We start from the raw sequence: 24,146 nt of genomic DNA, 5'->3' as shown, positions 1-24,146 counted from the left end.
CCGTCATCCCTTCACGTCGGCGTCGTCGTCGGTCCCGGCCGCGCCGGACCCGGGCCACGCCGCCGCGAGGCGCGCCCGGGTGTCGCCGAGCAGCTCGGGCAGCGCACGGCTGCGCCCGACGATCGGGAGGAAGTTCGAGTCGCCGCCCCAGCGCGGGACGACGTGCTGGTGCAGGTGCGCCGCGATCCCCGCGCCTGCGACGTCGCCCTGGTTCATCCCGAGGTTGAAGCCGTGCGGCCCGGACACGGCCCGCAGCACGCGCATGGCGGTCTGCGTGAGCGTCGCGACGTCGGCGACCTCGTCGTCCGTCAGGTCGGTGTAGTCGGCGACGTGCCGGTACGGGCAGACCAGGACGTGCCCCGAGTTGTAGGGGTAGAGGTTCATGACGACGTAGGCGGTCTCGCCGCGCGCGACGACGAGACCGTCCTCGTCCGACAGCGACGGGATGCGGCAGAAGGGGCAGCCGGGGCCCGCGTCCGCGTCGGTCGGCTTGTCCTGCCCGCCGATGTACGCCATGCGGTGCGGCGTCCAGAGCCGCTCGAAGGCGTCCGGCACGCCCGCGAGGTCGTCCGGCCGGTCGGTCGCCCCGGAGCCGGGGCGCGGCACGACGTCGTCGTGCGCGGCCCCGGCGCCGGGGTCGGTGGTGCTCACGGGTCAGACCTGCGCGCGCTCGCGCACGGCCGTGACGATGCGCTCGACCGCCTCGGCGACGGGCACCCCGTTGTCCTGGCGGCCGTCGCGGTACCGGAACGACACCGCACCGGCATCCGCGTCCTCGCCACCGGCGATGAGCACGAACGGGATCTTCTGCGTCGAGGCGTTGCGGATCTTCTTGCCGAACCGGTCGTCGGACCGGTCGAGCTCGGCACGGATGCCCTGCGCCCGGAGCTGCGCGACGACGTCCTCGAGGTAGGGCTCGAACGGCTCGGCGACGGGGACGGCGAGGACCTGGACGGGCGCGAGCCAGGCCGGGAAGGCGCCCGCGTAGTGCTCGGTGAGGACCGCGAAGAACCGCTCGATCGACCCGAACAGCGCGCGGTGGATCATGACGGGCCGCTGGCGCGAGCCGTCCGGCGCGGTGTACTCGAGCTCGAACAGCTCGGGCAGGTTGAAGTCGAGCTGGATCGTCGACATCTGCCAGGTGCGCCCGATGGCGTCCTTGGCCTGCACGGAGATCTTCGGGCCGTAGAACGCGGCTCCGCCCGGGTCGGGCACGAGGTCGAGGCCGGACGCCTCGGCGACCTGGCGCAGCGTCTCGGTCGCCTCCTCCCAGACGTCGTCCGAACCCACGAACTTGTCGGGGTTCTTGGTCGACAGCTCGAGGTAGAAGTCGTCGAGGCCGTAGTCCTTGAGCAGGTCGAGCACGAAGGTGAGCAGGCTCGTCAGCTCGTCCTTCATCTGCTCCTTGGTGCAGTAGATGTGGGCGTCGTCCTGCGTGAACCCGCGCGCCCGGGTCATGCCGTGGATGACCCCGGACTTCTCGTACCGGTAGACGGTGCCGAACTCGAAGAGCCGCAGCGGCAGCTCGCGGTACGAGCGACCGCGCGAGCGGTAGACGAGGTTGTGCATCGGGCAGTTCATCGGCTTGAGGTAGTAGTTCTGCCCCTGCCGCTTGACGTTGCCCTCGTCGTCGAGCTCCTCGTCGAGGTGCATCGGGGGGTACATGCCGTCGGAGTACCAGTCGAGGTGCCCGGAGAGCTGGAACAGCCGCTCCTTGGTGATGTGCGGGGTGTTGACGAAGGAGTACCCCGACTCGACGTGCCGCTTGCGCGAGTACGCCTCCATCTCCATGCGGATGAGCCCACCCTTGGGGTGGAACACCGCGAGGCCCGACCCGATCTCGTCCGGGAAGGAGAACAGGTCGAGCTCGTTGCCGAGCCGGCGGTGGTCGCGGCGCTCCGCCTCGGCGACACGGTCCAGGTACGCCTTGAGCTCGTCCTTGGTCGGCCACGCGGTGCCGTACACGCGCTGCAGCTGCGGGTTCTTCTCGCTGCCGCGCCAGTACGCGGCCGCGGACCGGGTGAGCTGGAAGCCGTTGCCGAGCGCGCGCGTCGACGGCACGTGCGGGCCGCGGCAGAGGTCCTGCCAGACGACCTGCTCGCTCTCGCGGCCGGCGCCGCGCACGTTCTGGTAGATGCTCAGGCCGCCGAGGCCGACCTCGACCGACGCGCCGTCGGCCGCGGCCGGGTCGCCCTTGAGGCCGATGAGCTCGAGCTTGTACGGCTCGTCCTTCAGCTCCTCGCGCGCCTGAGCCTCCGTGACGTCCCACCGGCGGAAGGTCTGGCCCTCCTTGACGATGCGCCCCATGACCTTCTCGATCGCGCGCAGGTCCTCGGGGGTGAACGGGGTGTCGACGTCGAAGTCGTAGTAGAAGCCGTCGGTCACGGGCGGGCCGATGCCGAGCTTCGCCTTCGGGTTGATCTCCTGGACCGCCTGCGCGAGGACGTGCGCCGCCGAGTGCCGCAGGACCGCGAGGCCCTCGGGGTCGGCCGCGGTGACGCCCTCGACGACCGCGCCGTCGGGCACCGGGAGGTGCAGGTCGCGGAGTTCGCCGTCGACCCGGGCGACGAGGACGTCGCGGCGGTCGGCGAAGAGCTGCGTGCCCGTGGTCCCCGGCTCGGCGGTCGTGGCGGTGCCGTCGACGGTGAGGTGGATGAGCTCGGGCACGGGTGCTGCCTCCTTGGGTGGGTGCCGGCCGGGCGGCGGGCCCCTCGATGCTACCGGCGAGCGGCGACGCGACCGGCCGTGATTCCCCAGGGCAGGGACCGGGGCCGGCGCCCCGCCACGGTCCGCGCGACCCCCCGGCGGGTGGGCCGAACGGGTGAACCTCACGGGCCCGCGGCGAGGACGGGCACGCCGGGCGGCGTCCTTGCACGACGAAGGCCCTGACCGGCAGGTTCGCCGGTCAGGGCCTTCGATGGTGGGCGATACTGGGTTCGAACCAGTGACCTCCTCGGTGTGAACGAGGCGCTCTACCACTGAGCCAATCGCCCGCGACGGCCACCCGGGGGCGACGTCGAAGAGGATGCTACCCAACCTGCGGCCAGATTCCGAACCGGGACCGGTACCGCCGACGGCCCCGCGCCCGATACCGTTATCGACGCGGGAGGGTCGACCGGCCGGTCTCGCCGTCGAGGGTGATGGCACAGGTCCCTCCGGGTGAACTCGCGCGGAGGACCGGTCCAATCGGGCATGCGTCCTGCCATGATGGGACCTCCAGCCCTAGCGAGACACGAGACAGGAGGACCCGATGACGCAGTCGTCGTACGACGTCGTCGAGGTCGTCGCCATGCAGCTGATCGGCTCCGACGCGAGCGTGATCCCGGTCAGCGCCGAGCTCTCCTTCCGCACGTCGGACCCGTACACGGTGCGCGCGGTCTTCACGGGACCTCACACCATGTCGACGTGGCTCCTCGGCCGCGAGCTGCTGTCCCTAGGGATGCTCGCCTCCGCCGACGCGCCTGCCGGGACCGGTGACGTGCAGGTGTGGCGCGACGAAGACCCGGACTACACGCTCGTGTCGCTCAACGGCGTCGAGGGCAGCGCGCTGCTCGCCGCGCCGACCGAGCCGATCACGCGTTTCCTCGCCGAGACCGAGGCGCTCGTCCCGCTGGGAGCCGAGAGCGCCCGCATGGAGAGCGAGATCACGGCCCTGATCGCCGCGCTGCTCACGGCCTGATCGCAGCACCCACCGGCCGGTTCCGCCTCCACGGGCGGGGCCGGTCGTCGTGTGTCCGGGGTCGGCGCGCGTCGCGTGCGTCGACGGCCGCGCCCGGGACGCGCCGGCGTCCCGGGACCCCCGCACGGAGCGTCACGGGTCCAGGTCGTGCCCCACGTGCTCCTGGAACAGCCGCTGCGCGGCGAGCGACAGCGGCCCGGCCACGACGTCGGTGGCGTCGACCCGCACGGTGGGCGCGACGTTGCGGATCGACCCGCTCAGCAGCAGGTGCGACTCCCCCGCGACGACCTCGTCCAGCACGTCGTAGGACAGCTCGCCCGGCTCCGCCTCGCGGACGGGCAGGCCGTCGGCCGCCCCCCACTCCAGGAGCAGCTCGCGCGTGATGCCCGCGAGGCAGCCGCTCGACAGCGGCGGCGTCACGAGCTCGCCGCCGCGCTCGACGAACACGTTCGACCCGGTGCCCTCGCAGAGCTCGCCGACGGTGTTCGCGAGGACCGCCTCGTCGGCACCCTGCCGGTAAGCCTCGGCCAGCGCGACGACGTTCTCCGCGTACGACGTCGTCTTGAGCCCCGCGACCGCCGACCGCTCGTTGCGGACCCACGGGACGCGCACGACGCGGGAGTCCTGCGCCCGCGCGGCCGGACCGGCGAGCACGACGAGCGTCTGCCGCTGCGCCTCCGGCTCGAAGCGGTGCGAGCCGAGCGGGCCGGGGCCGCCGGTCAGCGTGATGCGCAGCCGGCCCGCGTCGCCCGCGGCCGCAAGCACCTTCTCGACCGCCGTCCGGACCTCGTCCAGGTCCGGCTCGCCCAGACCCAGGCCGAGCGCGGAACGGCGCAGCCTGCGCAGGTGCCGGGTCAGCGCGAACGCCTGACCCTCGTACACGGCGCACGTCTCGAAGACGCCGTCGCCGACCGTCAGGCCGTGGTCGACGCCGGTGACGAGCGGGTCGGTGGGCTCGCGCAGCGCGCCGTCGGACCAGATCACGACACTCATCGCGCCAGTCTCCCACCCGGACACGTCACGGGCGCGCAGCCGGCGCGGACGCGAGCCCCACGAGCCGCTCGGCCTTGAGCGCCGTCTCCGCCCACTCCGCGTCGGGGTCGCTCCCCCACGTGATCCCGGCGCCCGTGCCGAACCGGAGCGCGCCGTCACGCCACCAGAAGGTCCGGATGCCGACCGCGAGCTCGGCCCGCACCGACCCGTCCTGCGCGACCTCCACCCAGCCGACCGCGCCGCAGTACGGGCCGCGCGGTGCCGTCTCGAGCGCGGCGATGAGGTCGAGCGCCGCGAGCTTCGGCGCGCCCGACACGGAGCCCGGCGGGTAGGTCGCGTCGAGCACGCGCGCCCACAGGTCGGGCGCGCCGGCGACGACCGGGTCGAGCGTGCCCTGGACCGTCGAGACGAGGTGCACCAGGCCGGGGTGCTGCTCCTCGCCCAGCAGCGTCGTCACCTCGACCGTGCCGGGCAGGCACACGCGCTGCAGGTCGTTGCGCACCAGGTCCGTGATCATGACGTTCTCGGCGCGGTCCTTCGCGGTGAGGCCGTCGACCGTCACCGCGGTCCCCTTGATGGGGGCGGACGTCACGACCCCGCCCTCGACGCGGAGGAACAGCTCGGGCGAGGCGCTGACGACCCACACGGGATCGACGACGCCGCCGTGCGGCACGTGCACGCCGCCCGCGAAGGGCGCCGGGTTGCCCGCGGCCAGGACGGCGGCCAGCGCACGCGCGTCCGGCTCGTGACCGTCGCCGTCGGCCGGCAGCGGCGCCGACAGCACCCGGCAGAGGTTCGCCTGGTAGACCTCCCCCTCCGCCACCGCCGCACGGACCCGCTCCACCGCCGCGCGGTACGCGTCCTCCCCCGTCGACGACACCCAGTCGGACGCCTGTGGCCCACGCCACGCCGACGCGTCACCCCGCGGACGACGGCGAGCCACCTCCGCGAACCGCCACGCGCGCACCGGGCCCTCGAACTCGCCCACGACCGCCCACCAGCCGGGCTCGCGCAGGCGTCCGGGCTGGTCACGCACGTCGACGCACTCCACGACACCCGACGCCTCGACGTCGCCGAACCACGCGGTCCCAGGGCTCACGGAGGGCTGCTCGTGCACCCGCACACGGTAGCGACGCACCCGTCCGACCTCGCAGATCCGCGTGATCATCGGCCTCGGGGAGCCAGTTGGACTCTTGCCGGAAGACTCGGTTAGAGTCTGGGACGCACACGGAACGCCGGTGAGAACCGGGGGACGTGCAGTGCGGACGTGGCTCAGTGGTAGAGCATCACCTTGCCAAGGTGAGGGTCGCGGGTTCGAATCCCGTCGTCCGCTCGGAGGCAGACACTCCTGATCGACTGTTCCTCAGTCGCTGAGGACTGCGGTCTCAGGGTGGAGTGGCCGAGAGGCGAGGCAGCGGCCTGCAAAGCCGTATACGTGGGTTCGAATCCCATCTCCACCTCGCAGCATGTCCCCCACGGGCGATTGGCGCAGCGGTAGCGCGCTTCCCTGACACGGAAGAGGTCACTGGTTCGATCCCAGTATCGCCCACCAGCATCACAGCACGTCAGAGGGCCGTCACCGGGTAACCGGGGCGGCCCTCGGTCGTCCACGCACGCGCGGGACACGCCCGGACGCAGCAGGGGCGCCGTCCCGGGCGGCGGCGCCTCAGACGTGCGCACGCTGGAGATGGACGACAGGGTCACCGAGCACGACGAACCCGTCCCACCGCAGCGCGTCGCGCAGCGTGTCGGGAACGTGCGGGACCGGTGGTGCGGCGACGCCGGCCGGCGCGCCGAACTCCCGGCCCCCGCGCACCGGGGCGTGGTCCGCGGTCGACGTGCCGGACACCGCGACGACGGCCGTGCGCAGGAGGTCTCGCAGGTCGACCGAGGCGTCGCCTGCCGCCCTGCGCCCGGCCAGCTCACGGTGGAGCGCCGTCATCACGGCGGACGCGGCGTCGTCGGCGACCGGCCAGAGGCTCGCCAGCACCGTCGTCGCTCCCGCCTCTGCGGCGGCCTGCGCGACGCCGTAGAGACCGACGCCGTCGCGCGGCCCGCCGACCGCCGTGCTGCACCCGGACAGGACGATCACCTGCGCTCGCCACGGCAGGCGCGCCAGCTCGTCGAAAGGCGTCCAGGCGACATGCTCGTCGCCGTCGGCGAGCAAGAGGCTGCCCCGGCCGCCGCGGCGCACGTCGGCGCGTCCGTGGACGGCCAGGTGCACGACGTCGAGGTCCCGCTGCAGTCGTCGGCTGAGCCGGTCGAGCGAGCACGCGGGGCCGACCACCGGCTCGGTGCCGAGCAGGGCGGCGATCTCGGCGCACTCCGCCGCGGCGCCGGGCAGGTCGCCCCGGGAGTCGCCGGCAACGAGGGAGACGCCCTGCCACACGCGCGGTGCCGGCGAGTGCGCCAGCACACCCGCGGCGGCGACCCGGCCGTACGAGCGACGACGGCCCCACGTGCTCCCGTCCACCGGGACGAGGTGGAGCGGAAGGTTCGCCATGGCGTTGTCGGTCACGACCAGCACGCCGGCGCCCCGAGGCAGGACGGTCTCGACACCGGCCACGAGGTCCGCCAGGAGCGGCGAGCCGCGGACGACGCCGGCCACGTCGGCAGCGCGCACCTCGGCGTCGCCCCACTGCGCGACGGCTAGCGCGTCGAGGCTGCCGGTCACGTGCACCGGGTGGACCGCGTCGGCGGTGACGACGAGCGCGAGCAGGCCGTCGTGCACGGCCGTGATCTCGACGAGCGCCTGGTCCGCACCCAGTCGGGCGACGAGGCGGCGAACGGTCTCGGCGTCCGGCGGCTCGGCGGACCCGCCCGAGCGCTCGCCGAGCACGTCCAGCAGCCGACGCGCGCGACCGCGCTGGAGCGCGGTGAGGATCTGGTCGGCGGGAGCGTCCTGGGCCACGAGCGCCGAGACGAGCGCGGGGATGACCTGGTGCGACCGCTCCAGTCCCTCGCGCCGGTCCGGGTCCTGCTGCCCGCGCCGCAACCTCTCGTGCGCGTCGGCGGCGGCCCGCAGGTGCGGGAGCGAGGCGGCGTCACCCGGACCGAGGAACGCAGCGAGAGCCCGGTGACCGACCAGCCGACCCTGGTCGGGCAGACCGGAGGCGGAGAGCAGCCGCAGAAGATCGGCCGCCACGGCCTCCGCCTCCGAGCGGCGGGAGACGTCGCCCCGGATGACGTCGAGCAGACCGGCCGTGCGATTGAGCCGCTCGAAGGGCGCGTCGAGACCGTCGAGCGCCGCGAGCGCGGCGCGGAGGTACGTCTCGGCCAGGCGGTCCGCTCCCGCGTCGTGGGCGATCGAGGCGATGGCCATCTCGAGCTTGCCGACGGAGTGGGCGGCGTGCCGCTCGAAGTGGTCGGGCGGGACGCCGACCTCGTCCATCACCGCGCGGTTCACCTGGTCGAGCCGCTCCGACTCCGCGAACAGCCGCACGGGCGCGATGTCGCCCTCCGAGGCACCCGAACGCAGCACCGCCATCGTCCCGGTGACCATGGCCGCCGGTGCCGCGAGCCCGCGGCTGAGGGCGTCACCGCGGACCTGGCGGCACAGGGCCGTGGCGGCCCCGGCTTCGCCGAAGTCGGCGTACATCGCCGCGACGTTCGCGGCGCAGCGCAGGAACATGAGGCTGTCACCGACGTCCTGCGCGATCGCAGCGGCCCGCGAGAACGCGGCCTCGGCGTCCTGCCTGCGCTCCTCGGCGCGGGCGCCCAGGGCCGCGACGAACCACGCCACGCTGTCCGGGTGCGGCTGCGGGCAGGTGTGGAGCGCCTGCCGCAGTCCCGCGCGGAAGTGCGCCGGTTCGAGCTCCGCCCGCGCGGCCTCACGGGCCAGGTCGAACGCCTCGACGAATGCGGCCGCCGCCTCGTCGGTCCGGCCGAGCTGGCTCAGCACCTGCTGCCGGGCCATCGCGTTGGTGCTCCGGTGCGCCAGCTCGTCGTGCGGGAAGATGCCCGCGGCCTCGACGAGCGGCGCCAGCGCGCGCTCCAGCTCCCCCGCGCTCTGCAGGGCGAGCGCCCAGTTGTCGAGCGCGACGGCGATCCTGACCGGAGGCATGCCGAGGTCGCGCCAGACGCGCACGACGGCCTCCCGCTCGGCGACCGCGAGGTCGAAGTACCCCAGGGCGGTGAGCGCGTCCGCGCGGTTCGACCGCACCGCGGTCCGGTCGGCCGGGGTGTCGGCGAGAGCGAGCGCGAGGGTGAAGTGCTCGACCGCCCGGTCGAGGTCGTCGTCCCCGCCCCGTTGGGTCAGGGCGAGCGCGAGGTTGTCGTGGACGGCGCACCGCACGGACCGCGACGCGTCCTCGACACCGAGGGCCAGCTCGTAGTGGGCGATCGTGGAGTCGAGGTCGCGCATCGCGAACGCGGCGCGTGCGGCCACGACCCGTGCCGTGACGACGGTCTCGTGGTCTCCGACCATCGTGGCCAGGGCGACGACCACAGGGGCGTCGCGTGCGGCATCGCCGTATGACCTCGATTGCAGGCTGGACCGCAGGTCCGCGTCGACGTCGGGGAGGATGCTCCGCACCGAGGCCGTCACGGCGGTCCACGCGCGCCTGGCCCCCGGCTCTCCCGCGATGACGGCGTCGCGGAAGCGGGCGAGGAGGTCAGGCTCGACGCCCGGCAGCGCGACGACCGCCGCGACACGCTCGGGCGCCGGGTCGGAGCCGTCAGCCTCCTCCCCGGGGAGCTCGTGGCCGTCGCCCCAGGCGAGGATCGGAAAGCTCGGGAGCACGCAACGCATCGCGAGCCTCGACACCGGAAGGTCGCCGAGCGCGGGGCCCTGGTACTCGTCCATGGGGCACCCTTTCTGCTGGTGACCCTTCTGTCATAGTATGTCCGACCTGAGTTGTCCATCCCCGTGCACCGGGCGCGCCCCGGACGTGAGGTGAGCCGGATGCTGCGGGCACTGCTGGTCGGGATCGACACCTACCCGGTGGGCACCGCGTCGCTCCACGGCTGCGTCGCCGACGTCGATGCGGTCGAGCGACTCCTCACCGCGTCGGGGACGACGACGTCGGAGTCGGTCCGTGTCCTGCGCGACGAGGAGGCGACGCGCCAGGCCGTCGTCGACGCCTTCCGCGAGCACCTGGGCGCCGCGGGTCCCGACGACGTGGCAGTGTTCTGGTACTGCGGCCACGGCTCGCGGCAACCGAGCGCCGACCCGGGCGAGATCGACGGCAAGGACGAGACCCTGGTCCTCGTCGACAGCCGGACGCCGGGTGGTCGGGACCTGGTCGACACGGAGCTGGGCGCCCTCGTCGCCGAGGTCGCGCACGGCGGCGCCCACGTCGCCGTCGTCCTGGACTGCTGCCACTCCGGCAGCGGCACCCGCGACCTCGACGAGGCCGCAGGCGTGCGCCAGGCACAGCCCCGCGAGGACGCTCCCCCGGTCGGCCTGGACGGGACACACCTCGCGTCGCCGTCCGCACCTCACCCCGACGGTTCGAGCGCGTCGACAGGCAGCGGCTGGCACGCGCCGCGCGGCCGCCACGTGCTTCTCGCTGCCTGCCGAGCCGACCAGACCGCCAAAGAGCGCACTGTCGCCGGCAGCCGCCGTGGCGTGTTCACGGCCGCTCTCGAGCTGGCGCTGAGCACGGCACGGGAGGGCGTCACCTACGACGACCTCGTCCGCTCCGCCGCGGCGACCGTCCGCGACTGGGCCGAGCAGCAAGACCCCCAGCTCGAGGTGACCGACGACCGCGACGCGCGGGCACGGGTGCTCTCGGGAGCGCTCGACGACCGCCCGCGGCACCACCTCGTGACCCACGAGGCTGCCGGCTGGACGCTGGACGCCGGGCTGATCCACCAGGTCCCCGTCCCGACGACGGCCGGGACCACCGTCCTCGACGTCTTCCCCCCGGGCACCGACCCCGGGACGACGGCCCCGGTCGCGGTCGCTCGCGTCGTCTCGGTCGGCCCGGCGTCGAGCATCGTGTCGCTCGAGCCGACCCTGGACGAGTCGCGGAGCTACCCGGCGATCGTCACCGCCTGGCCGGCGCCCCGCACACTGGTGCGGACGTCCGACGCCACCGACGTCACCGAGGGGCTCGCGGGCTCGCTGGACCTCGTGGTCGGAGAGCCGGCGCAGCTGACGATCGAACGGCACGACACCGGGTACCGGGTCACCGACCTGAGCCGCACGACTACAGCACCGGCCGCGTCCGTCACACGAGCCGTCGACCTCGCGACCCACATGTCGCGCTGGCACCGGCTGCGCTCGCTGGACAACCCGGGCACGCGGATCGACGTCGGTTCGGTGCGCCTGGAGCTCACCGTCCGCGGACCGCACGACGAGCGACAGGTCCCCGCCCGCGGCGAGGTCCTGATGCCGTACGTCGGCGACCAGCCGCAGGAGTTCGTCCTCCGGGTGACGAACGGGACGCCGTCACGCCTCTACGGCGCGATACTCGGTCTCACGGAGAGCTACGCCGTCGACGGCTCCCCGACGCCCGGGCACGTCGCGACCGCGATCGACCCGGGCCGGACCCTCGCCAGCTTCGGCGGGCAGCCGGTGCCGGAGATCGTCCCCGACGAGCTCTGGCACGCCGGCCACTCCCGACGGTCGGACGACGTGGTCGTGCTGCTCAGCACCGCGCCGTTCGACCTCGCCTCCCTGACCCAGCCCCCGCTGGACTTCTCGAGCACGCGCACCGACGCGGAGCGGCTCGCGGACGCCGCGCACGGCGAGGCGTTCCACGGGCTCGTCTCGACCGTCCGGGATCGCGAGTGGGGCCGCCCGACGCACGCTCCCGTCGCGGACTGGGCCGTACTGCGGTTCGCGCTGGTCGCCGAGCGTCCGCTCGCCGGGCGCACCGTCGGCCCCGTAGCCGCCGAGCTGGCGCCGGGCGTGCTCGTCGAGCCGCATCCGCTGCTCCGCGCGGACGCCAGTCTGAGCTCGCAAGGCTTCGCCACCCGGGACGGCGACCGCAGCGTCACGCCACCCGGGCTGCGCGACGACCCCGAGTCGGTCCGGCCGTTCTCCTTCGTGACCGACCGGGACGGCGCGGAGCCCGTCGACGTGCTGACGCTGACGAACGTGGTCCGTCCCGAGTCCGTCTCGCCCGAGCAACCGCTGCTGCTCACGCTCGACGGCCCGCCCCGGGAGGACAGCCTCCTGGTCGTCGGGATGTTCGGAGACGTCTACCTACCCGTGGGCTGGGGGCAGGGCAACCGGTTGGTCGTCTCGCACCTTCCGCCCGAGGAACCCGTCCGGAGCCTGGGGAGCGCGATCCGGCTGCTCGTGACCCGCATCGTGCGTCGGGCGACGCGTCGGTCCGCGACCGTCGTCCGGCTCGCGCTCGCGACGACCGACGGCGACCGCATCCCGCGCACCGACGACCGGGGCGAGATCCGCAGAGCGCTCGCGGCGCGTCCCGACGGGGACGTGCTCGTCCTCGTGCACGGCATCATCGGCGACACCCGCGGGATGGCCGAGGCGTTCCTCCGACCACCCGGCGGCAGGAGCATGCGCGAGCCCGCGTACGACGTCGTGCTGACGTTCGACTACGAGAACCTCGACACCCCGATCCCCGAGACGGCGGCCGCGCTCCGCGGCGCGCTGCTCGACGTCGGGCTGGGCACCGGCACCCACGCGATCACCGTGGTCGCGCACTCGATGGGTGGGCTGGTCTCCCGGTGGATGGTCGAGGTCCTCGGGCCGACGACGCCCGCGGGCGAGCCCACCGTCGCCGTGCACCGGCTCGTCACGGCCGGCGCACCCGCGGGCGGTTCGCCGTGGTCGACGATCGAGGATCTCGCCATCGTCGGCATCACCTTCGCACTGAACCGGGTGGGTCCTGCTTTCTGGCCGGCGCAGGTCCTGTCGCTGCTCGTCGGCGCGCTCGAGAAGGCCGACACGGCCCTGGACCAGATGAAGCCCGGCTCCGACGTGCTGGACGCGCTCTTCACCGCGGGCGACCCGCACGTGCCCTGCACCGCGCTCGTCGGCAACACGTCCTTGATCGCGCGAGCACAGCCGGACGGGTGGGCCGCGGTCGTCGTCGCCAGGCTGAAGGACCTGCTCGGGCACGCCGTCGACCTCGCCTTCCTCGGGCAGGAACACGACATCGCCGTCGCGACGACGAGCGGGGCGCACGTCCCGCCGGGGCGCGTGCCCGCCGTCCAGGTGGTCCCGGTCGCCTGCAACCACTTCGGCTACTTCGCCACGCCCGCCGGGGTCGACGCGCTTCGCGCCGCTCTGACCGACGGGGCTCCGACCTCGGCGCCGGCCCACGACCCGACCGTGCCGGAGGGCGTCGCCACCTCCGACCGAGGGTCCGCGGGCCGCTCCTGAGAGGACGGTCGCGTCAGCCGACCGCCGCGGGCTCGCCGCCGAGCAAATGCTCCACCTGCTGCGTCAGGTAGAGCGAGCGCAGGAGCAGGACGGCGACGTCCTCGTCCCGGTCGGGCTCGACGAACACCGTGAGGCCGACGCCCCGCAACGACGCGTGTGCCGCGCCGAGCGCCCGCCGCACGTCGTCGCCGGGCACGCCCGAGCAGCCGCGCTGGGCCTGTCGCTCGACGAGCGAACGCAGCGCGACGATCGGTGCCGGCAGCGCCACGGGAGAGTCGTGGTCGTCCACAGGGCCGTCCGCGTCGTCGGCGCCGGCGGCGAGCAGCGACCGCACGAGGGTGGACGGTCGACCGGCGCCGGAGGGGTCGTCGAAGTGCAGGCAGTCGACTGCCCGCCCGTCGGTGTCCGGGGGCACCAGGGCGACGGGTTCGCCGACGAGCGCGCCGTGGCGCCGGCGGACGCGTGCCACCACGAGGGTGCCGGGTGCCGGCGGCTGGGTCAGGCCTTCGAGGCGACCGATCGCGTGCGCGTGCAGCCGCGACCACGGCACCTCGAGCGCGACGACGTCGCCGGACGCGTCGAGCAGCGGCCAGCGCAGCGTCTGCGCGGTCGGGTCCCACGCCACCGGCGCTGCGCCGGCGGGCGCGAGGACCACCCAGGTCGCCGGATCGGCGGGGTCGGTGAGCGACAGCGGACGGAGGGGGGCCACGTCGCGCCACGACGTGGTCACGGGCAGCAGCGCGCGTAGCGACGGCCCGTCGAGGCGCGTGACGGCGGCGGTGCACGACTCGACGCCCGAGAGCCGGCCGTCGGCGCTGAGCTGCGGGTGGGTGAGGGTGAGCCGGGCACCGGCCGCGGCCGCGGGCGTCGGCAGGCCCGGCCACGGCGCGGGCTGGCGCCAGCGCGCCCGCGGGTCGAACCCGGCGAGCGTGTCGGGACGCGCGTCGGTCCAGGTGAGCATGCGGGCGCGGGACGGGCACCAGAACACCGACGTGAGGCCGTGGTAGCCGGAGCCGGTGCGCCACGGCACCCCGCCCAGCCCGACGACGTCGAGCGTGCGCGCGAGGTCGTACGTCGAGCGTGCGCGCCCGACCAGGCCGACGGGTTCCTTCCCGGCGGCCGCGGCCGCGTCGAGCGCGCGCACCAGGGCGTACGCCCGGGCGAGCTCGTCGAGCAGGGCGAGGTCGTCGGCGTGCGCCGACCGGACGAGGAGCAGGTCGACCTGGTCGGCCAGGCGCCGCAGCACGCGTGCGAGCCGGTGGTACTCGACGCCCTGCGCCCAGACCCCGGCCGTCACGAGCCGGTCGTGCAGCGCCGGGGACAGGTGGGACACCCCGACCGCGACCGCGTCCCGCAGCAGGGTCGCCGCGGCGGCGCGCAGCCGCGCCCGTGACTCGTGCTGGGACAGCGACGACTCCGTCACGGGACGCTCCGTCGCGCGCGGGGGCGGTGGCGGGAGCACCCGGCCGTGCGCGCGCTGCCAGGCGAGCACCGCGGCGACCTGGTAGCGCTCGACGGCCGGCACGCGCTGGTCGACGACGAGACCCGCCGGGCCACCGCCGAGGTAGCGCACCGTGACGCCCTGCGGGAACGTCACCGCGAGGTACGAGCCGCGCGTCAGCTCGGGGGGCTGGTCGGCGTCGTCGAGGTGGTGGTGCGCCCAGCGGTAGCCGGCGAGCCCGGCGTGCGCGGTGAGGGTGGCGGCGTCCCACGCCATCAGCTCGTCGTGCAGCGGGTCGGCGGGGTCGGTGGGGTGCGCGCTCCCTGCGCCGTCTGCTGGCGCGGCCACCCGGGCCGGCTCGTCGGGTGCGCGTGGCGACCGCTCCACCGACGGGCGGTCGACCGCGGGCAGCGCGTCCCCGCCGGCACCGCCGCCCGTCGCGAGCCAGAGCCCCGCGGCGACGACGTGCTGGCACGTCACAGGGCTCGAGCACGTGCACGTCGCGTCGGCCGGCCCGGTCGCGCCGAACCGCACGACGCGGTCCCCGACGGCGACCTCGACCGCGTCGACTGTGGCGCCCGCGTCGGCAGGACCGACGACCACCGGATGCACGGTCTCGAGGTCCTTGCGCGCCCGGCGCAGCAGCCCGCGGTTGGCGATCGCGACCCACGCGTCGTCGTCGTACCGCGCCAGCAGCGCGACGAGGTCGTCGAGCGTCATCGGGCCGTCACCTCGGCGAGCCACTCCGCGAGCCGGGCGGGTGTCAGCGCGGCCACGGGCATGCCGACGTCCGCGAGCTGCTCGGCCATGCGCCGGTCGTAGAACGGGTGCGCCTCGCCGTCGAGCGACGCGAGCCCGAGCGTCCTGACCCGGGCCTCCACGAGGCGCCGCACGGCCGCGACGAGCGCCGACGGCGGACCGCCCTCGCAGAAGTCGCTCACCAGGACCACGACGGCGCGTGACGGGTTCTCCACGAGCTGCCCCGCGTAGGTGACGGCCTGGGCGATGTCGGTCCCGCCGCCCAGCTGGACCGACATCAGCAGCTCGACGGGATCGCCCGCCACCTCGGTGAGGTCGACGACGCTCGTGTCGAACGCGACGAGGCGCAACCGGTACGCGGGCAGGCCCGCGAGGATCCCCGCCATGACCGCGCTGTGGATCACCGACCCGACCATCGAGCCGCTCTGGTCGACGAGCAGCACGACCTCCCAGGGGATGCGGCGCGTGTTCCGCTCGAAGAACAGCGGCCGCTCCACGACGAGCCGCCGGCCGTCCGCGTCCCAGTGCCGCAGGTTCGCGCGGACCGTGCCGCGCGCGTCGAAGCTCGTCCCGCGCGCGAGCGGGCTGTGCCGGTGCCGGTTCGTCCGCCCGGTGAACGCCGCACGGACCTCGCTCTCCAGCCGACGGCGCAGGTCGTCGACGACGACGCGCACGATCCGCCGCACCTCGGCCATGACCCGCGGGTCGAGGTGGCCCTTGAGCAGCAGCAGCGTGCGCAGCAGGTGCTCGTCGGGCTCGATCCGGGCCAGCACCTCGGGGTCGCTCACGAGCTCGGTCAGCCCGTACCGGTCGAGCGCGTGCCGCTGCACCACCTCGACCGTCTCGCGCGGGAAGAGCTCGCGGACCTCGCCGAGCCAGTCGACGACGGACGGTGCGGACGGGTCGAGAGTCCCCGGTCCCCCGGCCCCGGACCCGTCGCCGTCCGGCCGCCCGCCGCGACCGGCGTACTCGCGCCCGTAGAGGTAGTCGAGCGCGGCCTCCGCGCGCAGCGCCGCCGCATCGGTCGGGGCGGGCAGGTGCCGGTCGGCGTACCGGCCGAGCACGAGCCGCCAGCGGTCGGACGTCGTCACGCGGCCCCTCCCGCGTCGACCCAGGCGCCGAGGCCGTCGTCCACGAGCGCGGTCGCGAGCAGCGCGGACACCTCCGCGTGACGCTGCACGGTCGCGGCGTCGACGTCGCGCCGCACCGTCAGGTCGGGTCGGGCCCCACCGTGCAGCCCCGCGACGATCCCTGCGACCCGGTCGGTCTCACGCGGCGTGAGGTCGGTGAACGCGAGCCGCAGGTCGGGCAGCGCGGCGAGAAACGTCGCGTCGTCCCACGCGGACAGGCGTGCGTCCAGCCCGGCGACGAGCCCCGACTCCTGCCACGTCGACTCGCGGGACGTCGCGAGCAGCCCGCGGACGAACGCGACCGACTCGGCGACCGGGACCGAGCCGTCGAGGTGCCCGACGACGTCCCGCGCGAGGTCGTCGACACCGAGCCGGCCGACGGTCGCCGCGATCCCCGCGCTCGCGCCGCGCACCAGGGCGTGCTCGTGCTCGCGCCGCAGCCCGTCGACGAGCCCCCAGAACGGTTCCTCGTCGAGCGCCGCACCCGCCGGCGACGCGACCAGCTCGCGCAGCCGGGTCAGCGCGGTCGCGACGGCCTCCCCCGGCTCCTCCGCGCCCCGCAGCCCGGCGCCCAGGAACAGTGCGCGCGCGTACGCGGTCGCGACGAGCGTCGGGAGAGCCGTCAGACGTGCCGCCTCCAACGGCTCCCGCCCGCCCTCGAGGAGCGCGAGGGCACCGGCCGCCTCGACGGCCGCTGCGAACGACGTCTCCGCGGCGAGCGCGGCCTGCACGACCGCCGACACGTGCACCGCGCGGTCGTGCAGCCCGACGACGGCGGCCTGCGCGAGCAGCGCCGCCGCCTCGACGCTCGTCGGGACGCGACCGTCGGCCGTCGCCGAGTCGAGGAGCCGGCCGAACCGCACGTCGACGGCCTCGGGCAGGGTCGACCCGAGCATGGACTGCTCGGCGAGGAGCCCTTCGGTCGCGGGGGTCCAGAGGGTCGTCCAGCGCTCCTGCAGGCGTGCGAGCCCGGTGCCCCGCACGAAGTCCGGCCCGGCGACGTGCTCCGCGAACGGCACGGCGAGCAGGCGCAGGCCGTGCAGCGCGCGGCTCGTGCGCCGGTGCGCGGGGTTGCGGTACAGGTCGAGCGAGACGGTCCGCGGCTCGATCCCGTCGACGTCGAGGCGCAGGGCACGGAGGCGTTCGAGCGTGTCGCGCACGAGCGGCGGCGTGCCCGCGCCCGGAGGGACCCGCCCCACGGCGTGCCCCGTGAGGACGCCGCGCGTGACCCGGCGCACGAGCTGTCCGTCGGCGTCCGCGTCCCCCTGCACGAGGCAGCTCGTCACCGCGTCGAGCAGGTCGCTGCGCAAGGGCGCCGGGCGGTCCCGCAGGTCGGCGAGGAGCAGGGCCTGGCGGTGCGCCGCGGCGAGCGTCGGGGTCGCGACGGGTGCGTGGTGGCGGGTCCGCAGCTCGTCGGCGACGTCCAGCAGCACCGTGAGGACGGCGGACGCGCGGGCGTCGACCGCCGGCTCGCCGCGGCCGCGGGCGTCCCAGATGCGCTGGTGCCAGGCGGGCGACGTCATGCCGCTCGCGTACCCCGAGAGCCGGTCGAGCCGGTCGAACCCGTACCGCACGAGCGCGGACCCCTGCTCGACGTGGCGCGTGTCGACCTGCGGCCGCGGAGGCGGCGCAATCAGCAGGTCGGGCACGACGACCGCGTGGAACCCGCCCAGGACCAGCAGCACGGGTCCGTCGCCCGGCGCCCGGGCCGCGAGGGCCTCGCGCACGTGCCACACCATCTCGGCCTCGCGCGCCCGGGTCGCGTCCGCGTCGAGGTCGGCGTCGGTGTGGTCCGCGCGGGCGAGGAGGCAGTAGGCCGTCAGCCGCGCGAGGTGCTCGTCGGGCCCGCCCGCGTCGGGGTCCGCCTCGACGAGCAGCTCCCACAGATCCTCCTCGTCCCGACAGCCGAGCCGTTCGACGAGCGCGGCGAGCGCGCGGCTGTGGCGGTACGCGTCCTCCCGCAGCAGCGACCCGTCGCCCGGCAGGACCGTGCCTTCCGCGGCGGCGGCCTGCTCCGCGACCTCGAGGTCGCAGAACGCGACGGGCAGACCCGCTGCCCGGCCGAGGCGCGCCGCGACGAGCTCGGGCGAGTAGTCGCAGAACGGGTAGTAGCCGCCGTGCCGCCCGTCGGTGCCCGCACCGCTCCCCGTGGGACGCGACCACGCGTACACCGCGAGCGGCATCTGCGCGTCGGGGTGGCACAGGAGGTCGACGAGGTCGGTGAAGCTGCGCGGACCCTCGATGAGGACGCGCGAGGGACGGTGCCGCGCGAACGCGTCCGCGACCGCGCGCGCACACGCCGGGCTGTGGTGCCGCACCGGGACGACCACGAGCTCGTCCGACACGAGCCGGGCCGCGAGGTCCCGGACGTCGCCGGTCGTGGGGAGCGCTGCCGTCACCGGTCCAGCTCGGCGCGCGTCTCCAGCACCGCCTTCCACCGCCGGTCGCGCCGGGCGCGCGGCCCGACGACGACGTCGTAGTAGTGCCGCAGCTTCGTGCCGTCCTCGGGGTTGTCCTTCAGCACCGTCCCGATGAGCTGCCGCGCGACGTGCTCGCCCCCGACGCGCCCGTCGCCGAAGTAGTGCGCGTCGAGGGCCGCCGCGTACCCCACGGCGACGGCCTCGGCGGAGCTCATGACGGCCGACGGGCGCTCGACGACGACACCGTCCTGCGTCACGCCGTCGCGCAGGTCGTGGAACGCCGTGACCAGCAGGTCGACGACGTCCGGGTCGAGGCGGGTGCTCACGTCGGCCCGCTCCAGCAGACCGGTCGTCTGCTCGACGATGAGCCGCCGCTCGAGGTCGCGGTCGCGGATCGGGCGGACGGTCTCGAAATTGAACCGGCGCTTCAAGGCGCTCGACATCTCGTGCACGCCGCGGTCGCGCAGGTTCGCGGTCGCGACCACGTTGAAGCCGCGCGCCGCGAACACGACGCCGTCCGGACCGTCGAGCTCGGGGACGTGCAGCACCTTGTCCGACATGATCCCGATGAGCACGTCCTGGATCTCGGGCTGGACGCGGGTGACCTCCTCGAAGCGGCACACCGTGCCGTGGGCGAGCGCCCGGTGCAGCGGCCCGCGGACGAGCGCGCGCGGGGTCGGCCCCTCCGCGAGGAGCAGCGCGTAGTTCCACGAGTAGGTGATCTGGTCGTCGGTCGTGCCGGAGCTGCCCTGGACCGTGCACGTCGAGTCGCCCGACACCGCCGCGGCGAGCAGCTCCGAGAGCATCGACTTCGCCGTGCCGGGCTCCCCCACGAGCAGCAGCCCGCGGTTGCTCATGAGGGTCACGACGCACCGGTCGACGAGCGCGTCGTCGCCGTAGAACTTGCGTGTGACGCCGAGCCGCGGGTCGCCGACGACGAACGCCCGCACGGCGCGGGGCGTGAGGCGCCACCCCGCCGGCCGGTCGCCGCCGTCCGCCGCCGCGAGCGCGGCGAGCTCGTCAGCGTAGGCCACCTCCGCGGGTGCGCGCAGGATCTCGCCGGTCACGTCCGTCATCGTCAGTACCCCGCCGTCCGCTTCTCCCAGTCGGGGTCGAACCCCGTGCCCTCCGCCGCGATCGCCCGCAGGTCGTGCCAGCACTCGGACACGAGCACCGCGGGCACCTCGCCGACGGTGAGCCCCACCTCACCCTGCCCGTCGGGGCCGCTCCGGTGGAAGGACAGCGTGCGCAGCGCCACGGTCCGGTTCTCCTCCGGGAGCGAGTTCCCGGTGAACTCGATGCGCGCGACGACGCCGAGCGTCGGGAACCTCTTGTCGTACGTGAGGAACCACCCGCCGTCGACCGTCTCGCCGCGCGTCCACCCGAGGCGCAGCGCACGCCCGCGCAGCGCGAACGCCTCCAGCACGTGCCCGGTGAAGTCGTCCAGCTCCCGCCGGCCTGCGGTGTCCGCCGGCAGCGCGTGCACGCCGCGTCCGAGCTGCGGGAACAGCGGCGTCACCTCGTAGTCCGCGAGGTGCTCGACCCAGCGGGCGACCGCGGCCGGGTCCAGCACGCTGTCGTGGGCGAGGCGGACACGGGCGCCCTCGGGCAGCTCGACGGGCTCGTCGTCGACGTCGGTGAGGCTCCCGTCGTCGAGCGGGCGGAACACCACCGGCTCCTGGTCGTCGACCGTCGCGACCCACACGAGCCGCCGGACGGCGAGCCCGAGGACCGGGTGCCGCAGCAGGTACCGGTCCCAGTCGTCCGCGGACCACGACCGCTCGGTGCACAGCGCCTCGTACAGCCGCCGCTGCTGGAGCGTCGCGATCGCCTTGACGTCCTTGCGGGCCGCCGCGAACGCCTTCTTCGCGTCCGCGGCGAGGTCGGCGTCGTCCGTGCGGCGCGGTGCCGGCAGCGCCTTGACCACCGTGCCGTCCGGGTCCCGCAGCTCCACCGTGAGGTCGGGCAGCAGCCGGGCGGTGAACGTGCGCGGCCCGTACGACAGGGTGAGGACGCCGTCGTCGCCGAACCCCGCGGTGGGCACGGTCCGGTCGGCGAGCTCGTCGACGGTCCACCCCTTGCGGTCCGCGAGCGCCTGCGCCTGCCGGACCGCCTCCTCCTGGAAGCTCTTGGTCCGGAACCGCGACCCGACGGAGAGCACGAGCTGCACCGCCGCGGGGTCGTCCACCCACGCGAGCATCGCGATGAGCGCCTTGCCCTGCGCGGCCCGCTGCCCGAACCACTCGCGCAGGAAGCGCTCCGTGGGGGCGACGACCTCCCGTCCGCCGCACGCGGCGACCACCGCGAGCAGCCCCTTGCTCGCGATCGCCGACCCCGCCGGCGCGCGCAGGGCGGCGGGCAGGAGGCGTGCGTAGAGCTCGTCGACCGACAGTCCCTCGTACTGGCTGCCGGGTGCGGTGAGCCAGCGGTGGCTCCCCGCGGCGGTCTGCCGGGCCGACCGTTCCGCCTCGTCGGCCGGGACGGGCCGCACGTCCTCGGTCAGCCAGGTCTGGAGCAGGTGGTGCGCGAGCCTCCGTCGGCTCTCGGGCTCGAACGCGACGGCGTAGTGCCGGAGGATCGCGTTCGGCTCGGGCGACCGCGCCTTCACCGCCGTGCCGCACAGCCACTGCACGACCGCCCGCGGGACGCTCTCCCCCGACGACGCCCACCGCACCTCGGGCACGGTGTCCCACGCCACCCAGGCGAGCGGTGCGGGCAGGCCCTTCGCGACGTACGCCTCGGCGGTCGCGGTCGTGGCGGCGGGGTCGAGGTAGGTCTCGGCGTCCTCCCCGGCGGCGAGGAGCGCGTCGAGGAGCGCACCGCGCACGACGTCCTGCTTCTCCTTGTCCCACGCCGCCCGCAGCGCGGGAACAGCGGCCGGGTCCGCGATCTCGACGAGCCACTGCGCCGCGACCAGTCGCGACTCGGAGCGACCGTCGAGGAGCGCCGCCGCCGCCCGCTGCGCGCGCTGCGGGTCCCCGGCGAGCGCGCGCTGCGCGGGCTCCCGGTCGGTCTTGCGGCCCCGCAGCGCCAGGTCGTACAGGTGCTCGACGAGGCGCGCCGGGGGCGTCGGCAGCGTCGCGAGCATGCGGAAGTACGTCGTCGTCTGCACGTACCACCCGTCCCTGCGGCCCTGCTCGAGCACCCAGCCGAGGTTGCGCGCGACGAAGGGCCACACGTGCTCGTCGGGCCAGCCGCGCGCGAGACCGCTGATCCAGCCGGTGACGCACGCGGTCCAGACGAGCGTCCGGCCGTCGAGACCCGCCTCGTCGAGCATCTGCTGCAGCCCGAGGAGGTCCGGCTCGCCGGACCGCGCGTGCACGGCCTGCAGGACCATGACGAGCGCCGACTGCTGGTCCGCGAGGCCCGCCGCGACGAGCAGCGCGACGGCGCTGGTCGCGTCGACGTCCCCGCGCGACGCCGCCGTCGTGAGCGCCCGCGCGAGCGCCCACCGGTCGTCCGGGCGCGCCCGTGCGCTCCCCGGGACCGGCGGGCGCGTGGACGCCAGCACCTTCGTCAGTGCCGCGACCTCGGTCGCGCCCGGGACGGGCTCCTGACGCGGGGAGCCGCCCTGCGCGCGTGCGTACGCCGCGCGGCGCCGGTTCGCCTCCGCCACGTCGGTGGCGAGCGCCCCGACGACCGCCCGGGCGACGGCCTCGGCGTCCGCGCGCGGCAGGCCCCACCGGGTCGGTGGCGGGGCGTCGGGCAGGGCCTCGGGGACGTGCGCCGCCTCCGCGGCGCGTTCCGCCTCCCAGCGCGCGGGCATCGACCGGACGCTCTCGGCACGGTCGGCCCCGGCCGTCGCGACCGCCCAGTCGTACTCGTCCGGGCGCTCGGCGAGGAGGTCCAGGGCGCGTGCGCGCGCGTCCGGCCGTCCGCTCACGGCGAGCGCGCGCAGCGGCGGCACGGCGGCGGGTCCGGTCCGGTCGAGCACCGCCTGCGCGGCGCCGCGCACCTGCGCGCTCGACGCCGTCGCCCCGACCGCGAGCGGCTCGACGAAGTCGACCAGGGCGTCGTCGGTGAGGGTCAGGCCCACGACGTCCAGCGCGGCCAGGCGCCCGTCGACGTCGCGCACGGTGAGCGCCGCCGTGACGAGGTCGCGGTGTGCCGTCAGCGCGTCCGCGAGACCCGGCATCCGCACGAGCGCCGCGCGGGACCCGCCGTGCACGTGCCCCTGGTAGCCCTGGACGGTGAACACCGCGGTCAGCAGGTCCGCGGGCGTCGCACCGTCCACGGCGGCGACGCGTGCGAGGTCGTCGAACGTGAGCGGCAACGGCTCGCTCGCGCGCGTCGACGCGCCCGCCTGCCCGATCATGAGCTCGGGCCAGCGGCACCCGGCGACGGGGCCCAGCACGAGCCCCCACGAGGCGGCGCCGTGCACCCGGTCGAGGACGTGCCCCCAGCGGCGCAGCACCGCGGCGTCGACGTCGCGGGCACCGGCGTAGAGCGTGCGCAGGGCCGCGGCCTTCGGGTGCAGCTCGCGCGTGCTCACGCTGTACCAGCTCTGCACGGGGACCCGTGCGAGCACCGCCGGGTCCCGGCCGGTCAGCACGTGGTCGACGACGCCCTCGTCACCGCCGACGTGCTGGACGGCCGTGCGCAGCGCGGCGACCCACTCCCGGCCCGGCCCGCCACCCTGCTCCCGCCGCACCCATCCGAACAGGGCCACGCGCACGCTCCTCACCGTCGACGACGCGGCGAGACTAGCCGTCGACGCCGACACCAGGAGGGGCCGCGTCGGGCGGTCCCCCGTTCGCGTCGTCTCCGCGCCGCGGGACGCGGGGGCCCGGCGACCGGGTGGCCTCCGCGTCGGCCGGTCGCCGCGGCGGCCGCACGGGACTCAGCGCGAGTAGACCCAGTGCCACGGCTCGCGCGGGGTGTCCTCGACGAAGCCGTAGGTGCCGGCGTTCGCGCGCATCCACGCCTGCGCGCGGGCGTCGAGGTCGAGGTCGAGCGCGAGCCCCCAGCCGTGCGGACTGGTCCCGGGCTCGGCGGCGAGGCCGCCCTGCGAGTAGAGGCCCTTGCGTGCGGCGACGTCGACCTGCGCGTCGTAGGAGCGGTAGGAGTCGGTGACGCCGATCCGCACGCCGTCACGGGCGGCCGCGGCGGTCAGGTCGCCGAACGCCTGCGCGGCAGGGGCCCACAGGCGGTGCCCGGTCGTGCCGACGGGCGCGAGCGCGTGGGGCGGGATGCGGCCGTTGCCGTACCGCGCGAGGTCCACGGGGACGCCGGACGCGTCGCGCGCGGTCGACGTGCCGCGCGTCTCGGTCACCGCGGTCTCGAGCGCGGCCGCGAACGTCGCCGCCGTCGCCGAGGTGGGCCCGGAGCTGCGCGGCGTCGCCGGTGCGGGCGCGACGGCCTGCAGGCTGCTGCGGATCTCCGCCATGCGCTGGGCGATGCCCACGATCCCGTCCATGGACCT

13 protein-coding genes and 4 tRNA genes are annotated in these 24,146 nt (G+C 75.2%); 5 read left to right on the top strand and 12 right to left on the bottom strand.

The genetic code is table 11. From position 1 onward, the window contains the following. Positions 1-3: 3 nt before the first annotated feature. The 3 genes from OOT42_RS09540 to OOT42_RS09530 all read right to left on the bottom strand — a co-directional run bounded on the left by OOT42_RS09540 (position 4) and on the right by OOT42_RS09530 (position 2,993). Entirely contained in the window at positions 4-606 is a 603-nt protein-coding gene (locus tag OOT42_RS09540; RefSeq protein ID WP_273654812.1) for an HIT family protein, read from the bottom strand. A 48-nt stretch (positions 607-654) separates the two neighbouring features. Then, positions 655-2,667 (bottom strand): threonine--tRNA ligase, encoded by a 2,013-nt coding sequence (thrS, locus tag OOT42_RS09535; RefSeq protein WP_273654619.1) that lies wholly within the window; start codon positions 2,665-2,667, stop codon positions 655-657. 251 nt (positions 2,668-2,918) lie between these two features. Further along, a tRNA-Val gene (locus tag OOT42_RS09530) sits at positions 2,919-2,993 on the bottom strand. Between the two features lie 257 nt (positions 2,994-3,250). On the opposite strand from OOT42_RS09530, the gene OOT42_RS09525 reads away from it, so the two are divergent. Beyond that, complete coding sequence (locus OOT42_RS09525; RefSeq protein WP_273654618.1) at positions 3,251-3,679, top strand: SsgA family sporulation/cell division regulator; 429 nt, start codon at positions 3,251-3,253, stop codon at positions 3,677-3,679. 132 nt (positions 3,680-3,811) lie between these two features. Here OOT42_RS09525 and OOT42_RS09520 read toward each other — a convergent pair whose 3' ends face one another. Both OOT42_RS09520 and OOT42_RS09515 read right to left on the bottom strand, forming a co-directional pair. Continuing rightward, on the bottom strand, positions 3,812-4,672 hold the full coding sequence (locus tag OOT42_RS09520; protein WP_273654617.1) for an aminotransferase class IV: 861 nt from the start codon (positions 4,670-4,672) through the stop codon (positions 3,812-3,814). Positions 4,673-4,697: 25 nt separating this feature from the next. Continuing rightward, complete coding sequence (locus OOT42_RS09515) at positions 4,698-5,789, bottom strand: chorismate-binding protein (protein WP_273654616.1); 1,092 nt, start codon at positions 5,787-5,789, stop codon at positions 4,698-4,700. Positions 5,790-5,933: 144 nt separating this feature from the next. Between OOT42_RS09515 and OOT42_RS09510 the strand changes: the two genes are divergently transcribed. The 3 genes from OOT42_RS09510 (at position 5,934) to OOT42_RS09500 (ending at position 6,224) form a co-directional block, all read left to right on the top strand. Further along, positions 5,934-6,005 (top strand) — tRNA-Gly (locus OOT42_RS09510). A gap of 56 nt (positions 6,006-6,061) precedes the next feature. Beyond that, positions 6,062-6,132, top strand: a tRNA-Cys gene (locus tag OOT42_RS09505). A gap of 17 nt (positions 6,133-6,149) precedes the next feature. Then, positions 6,150-6,224 (top strand) — tRNA-Val (locus tag OOT42_RS09500). 114 nt (positions 6,225-6,338) lie between these two features. Here the strand turns inward: OOT42_RS09500 and OOT42_RS09495 are convergent. Next, positions 6,339-9,476, bottom strand: coding sequence for a CHAT domain-containing protein (locus OOT42_RS09495; RefSeq protein WP_273654615.1), 3,138 nt, complete (start codon positions 9,474-9,476; stop codon positions 6,339-6,341). Positions 9,477-9,575: 99 nt separating this feature from the next. Here OOT42_RS09495 and OOT42_RS09490 point away from each other — a divergent pair, with 99 nt between their 5' ends. After that, on the top strand, positions 9,576-12,974 hold the full coding sequence (locus tag OOT42_RS09490; protein ID WP_273654614.1) for a caspase family protein: 3,399 nt from the start codon (positions 9,576-9,578) through the stop codon (positions 12,972-12,974). Between the two features lie 13 nt (positions 12,975-12,987). Here OOT42_RS09490 and OOT42_RS09485 read toward each other — a convergent pair whose 3' ends face one another. The 6 genes from OOT42_RS09485 to OOT42_RS09460 all read right to left on the bottom strand — a co-directional run bounded on the left by OOT42_RS09485 (position 12,988) and on the right by OOT42_RS09460 (position 24,140). Then, the gene (locus tag OOT42_RS09485; RefSeq protein ID WP_273654613.1) at positions 12,988-15,135 is read right to left on the bottom strand and encodes a hypothetical protein; all 2,148 of its coding nucleotides are present in this window, start codon (positions 15,133-15,135) and stop codon (positions 12,988-12,990) included. Beyond that, on the bottom strand, positions 15,132-16,265 hold the full coding sequence (locus tag OOT42_RS09480) for a VWA domain-containing protein (protein WP_273654612.1): 1,134 nt from the start codon (positions 16,263-16,265) through the stop codon (positions 15,132-15,134). The genes OOT42_RS09485 and OOT42_RS09480 overlap by 4 nt, the downstream gene beginning before the upstream one ends. Next, positions 16,262-18,703, bottom strand: coding sequence for a DUF5682 family protein (locus tag OOT42_RS09475; protein WP_273654611.1), 2,442 nt, complete (start codon positions 18,701-18,703; stop codon positions 16,262-16,264). Before OOT42_RS09475 ends, OOT42_RS09480 begins: the two co-directional genes overlap by 4 nt. Continuing rightward, complete coding sequence (locus tag OOT42_RS09470; RefSeq protein WP_423775988.1) at positions 18,700-19,800, bottom strand: ATP-binding protein; 1,101 nt, start codon at positions 19,798-19,800, stop codon at positions 18,700-18,702. Before OOT42_RS09470 ends, OOT42_RS09475 begins: the two co-directional genes overlap by 4 nt. A gap of 2 nt (positions 19,801-19,802) precedes the next feature. Continuing rightward, positions 19,803-23,393, bottom strand: coding sequence for a DUF4132 domain-containing protein (locus tag OOT42_RS09465; RefSeq protein WP_273654609.1), 3,591 nt, complete (start codon positions 23,391-23,393; stop codon positions 19,803-19,805). 171 nt (positions 23,394-23,564) lie between these two features. Next, a complete protein-coding gene (locus tag OOT42_RS09460; protein ID WP_273654608.1) occupies positions 23,565-24,140 on the bottom strand; it encodes a M15 family metallopeptidase in 576 nt (191 codons plus the stop codon). Positions 24,141-24,146 lie beyond the last annotated feature (6 nt).

It is taken from the genome of Cellulomonas fimi (assembly GCF_028583725.1).
Lineage (GTDB): Bacteria > Actinomycetota > Actinomycetes > Actinomycetales > Cellulomonadaceae > Cellulomonas > Cellulomonas fimi_B.
The sequence above is the reverse complement of the archived record's forward strand: the minus strand, read 5'-3'. Positions and strand labels throughout refer to the sequence as shown.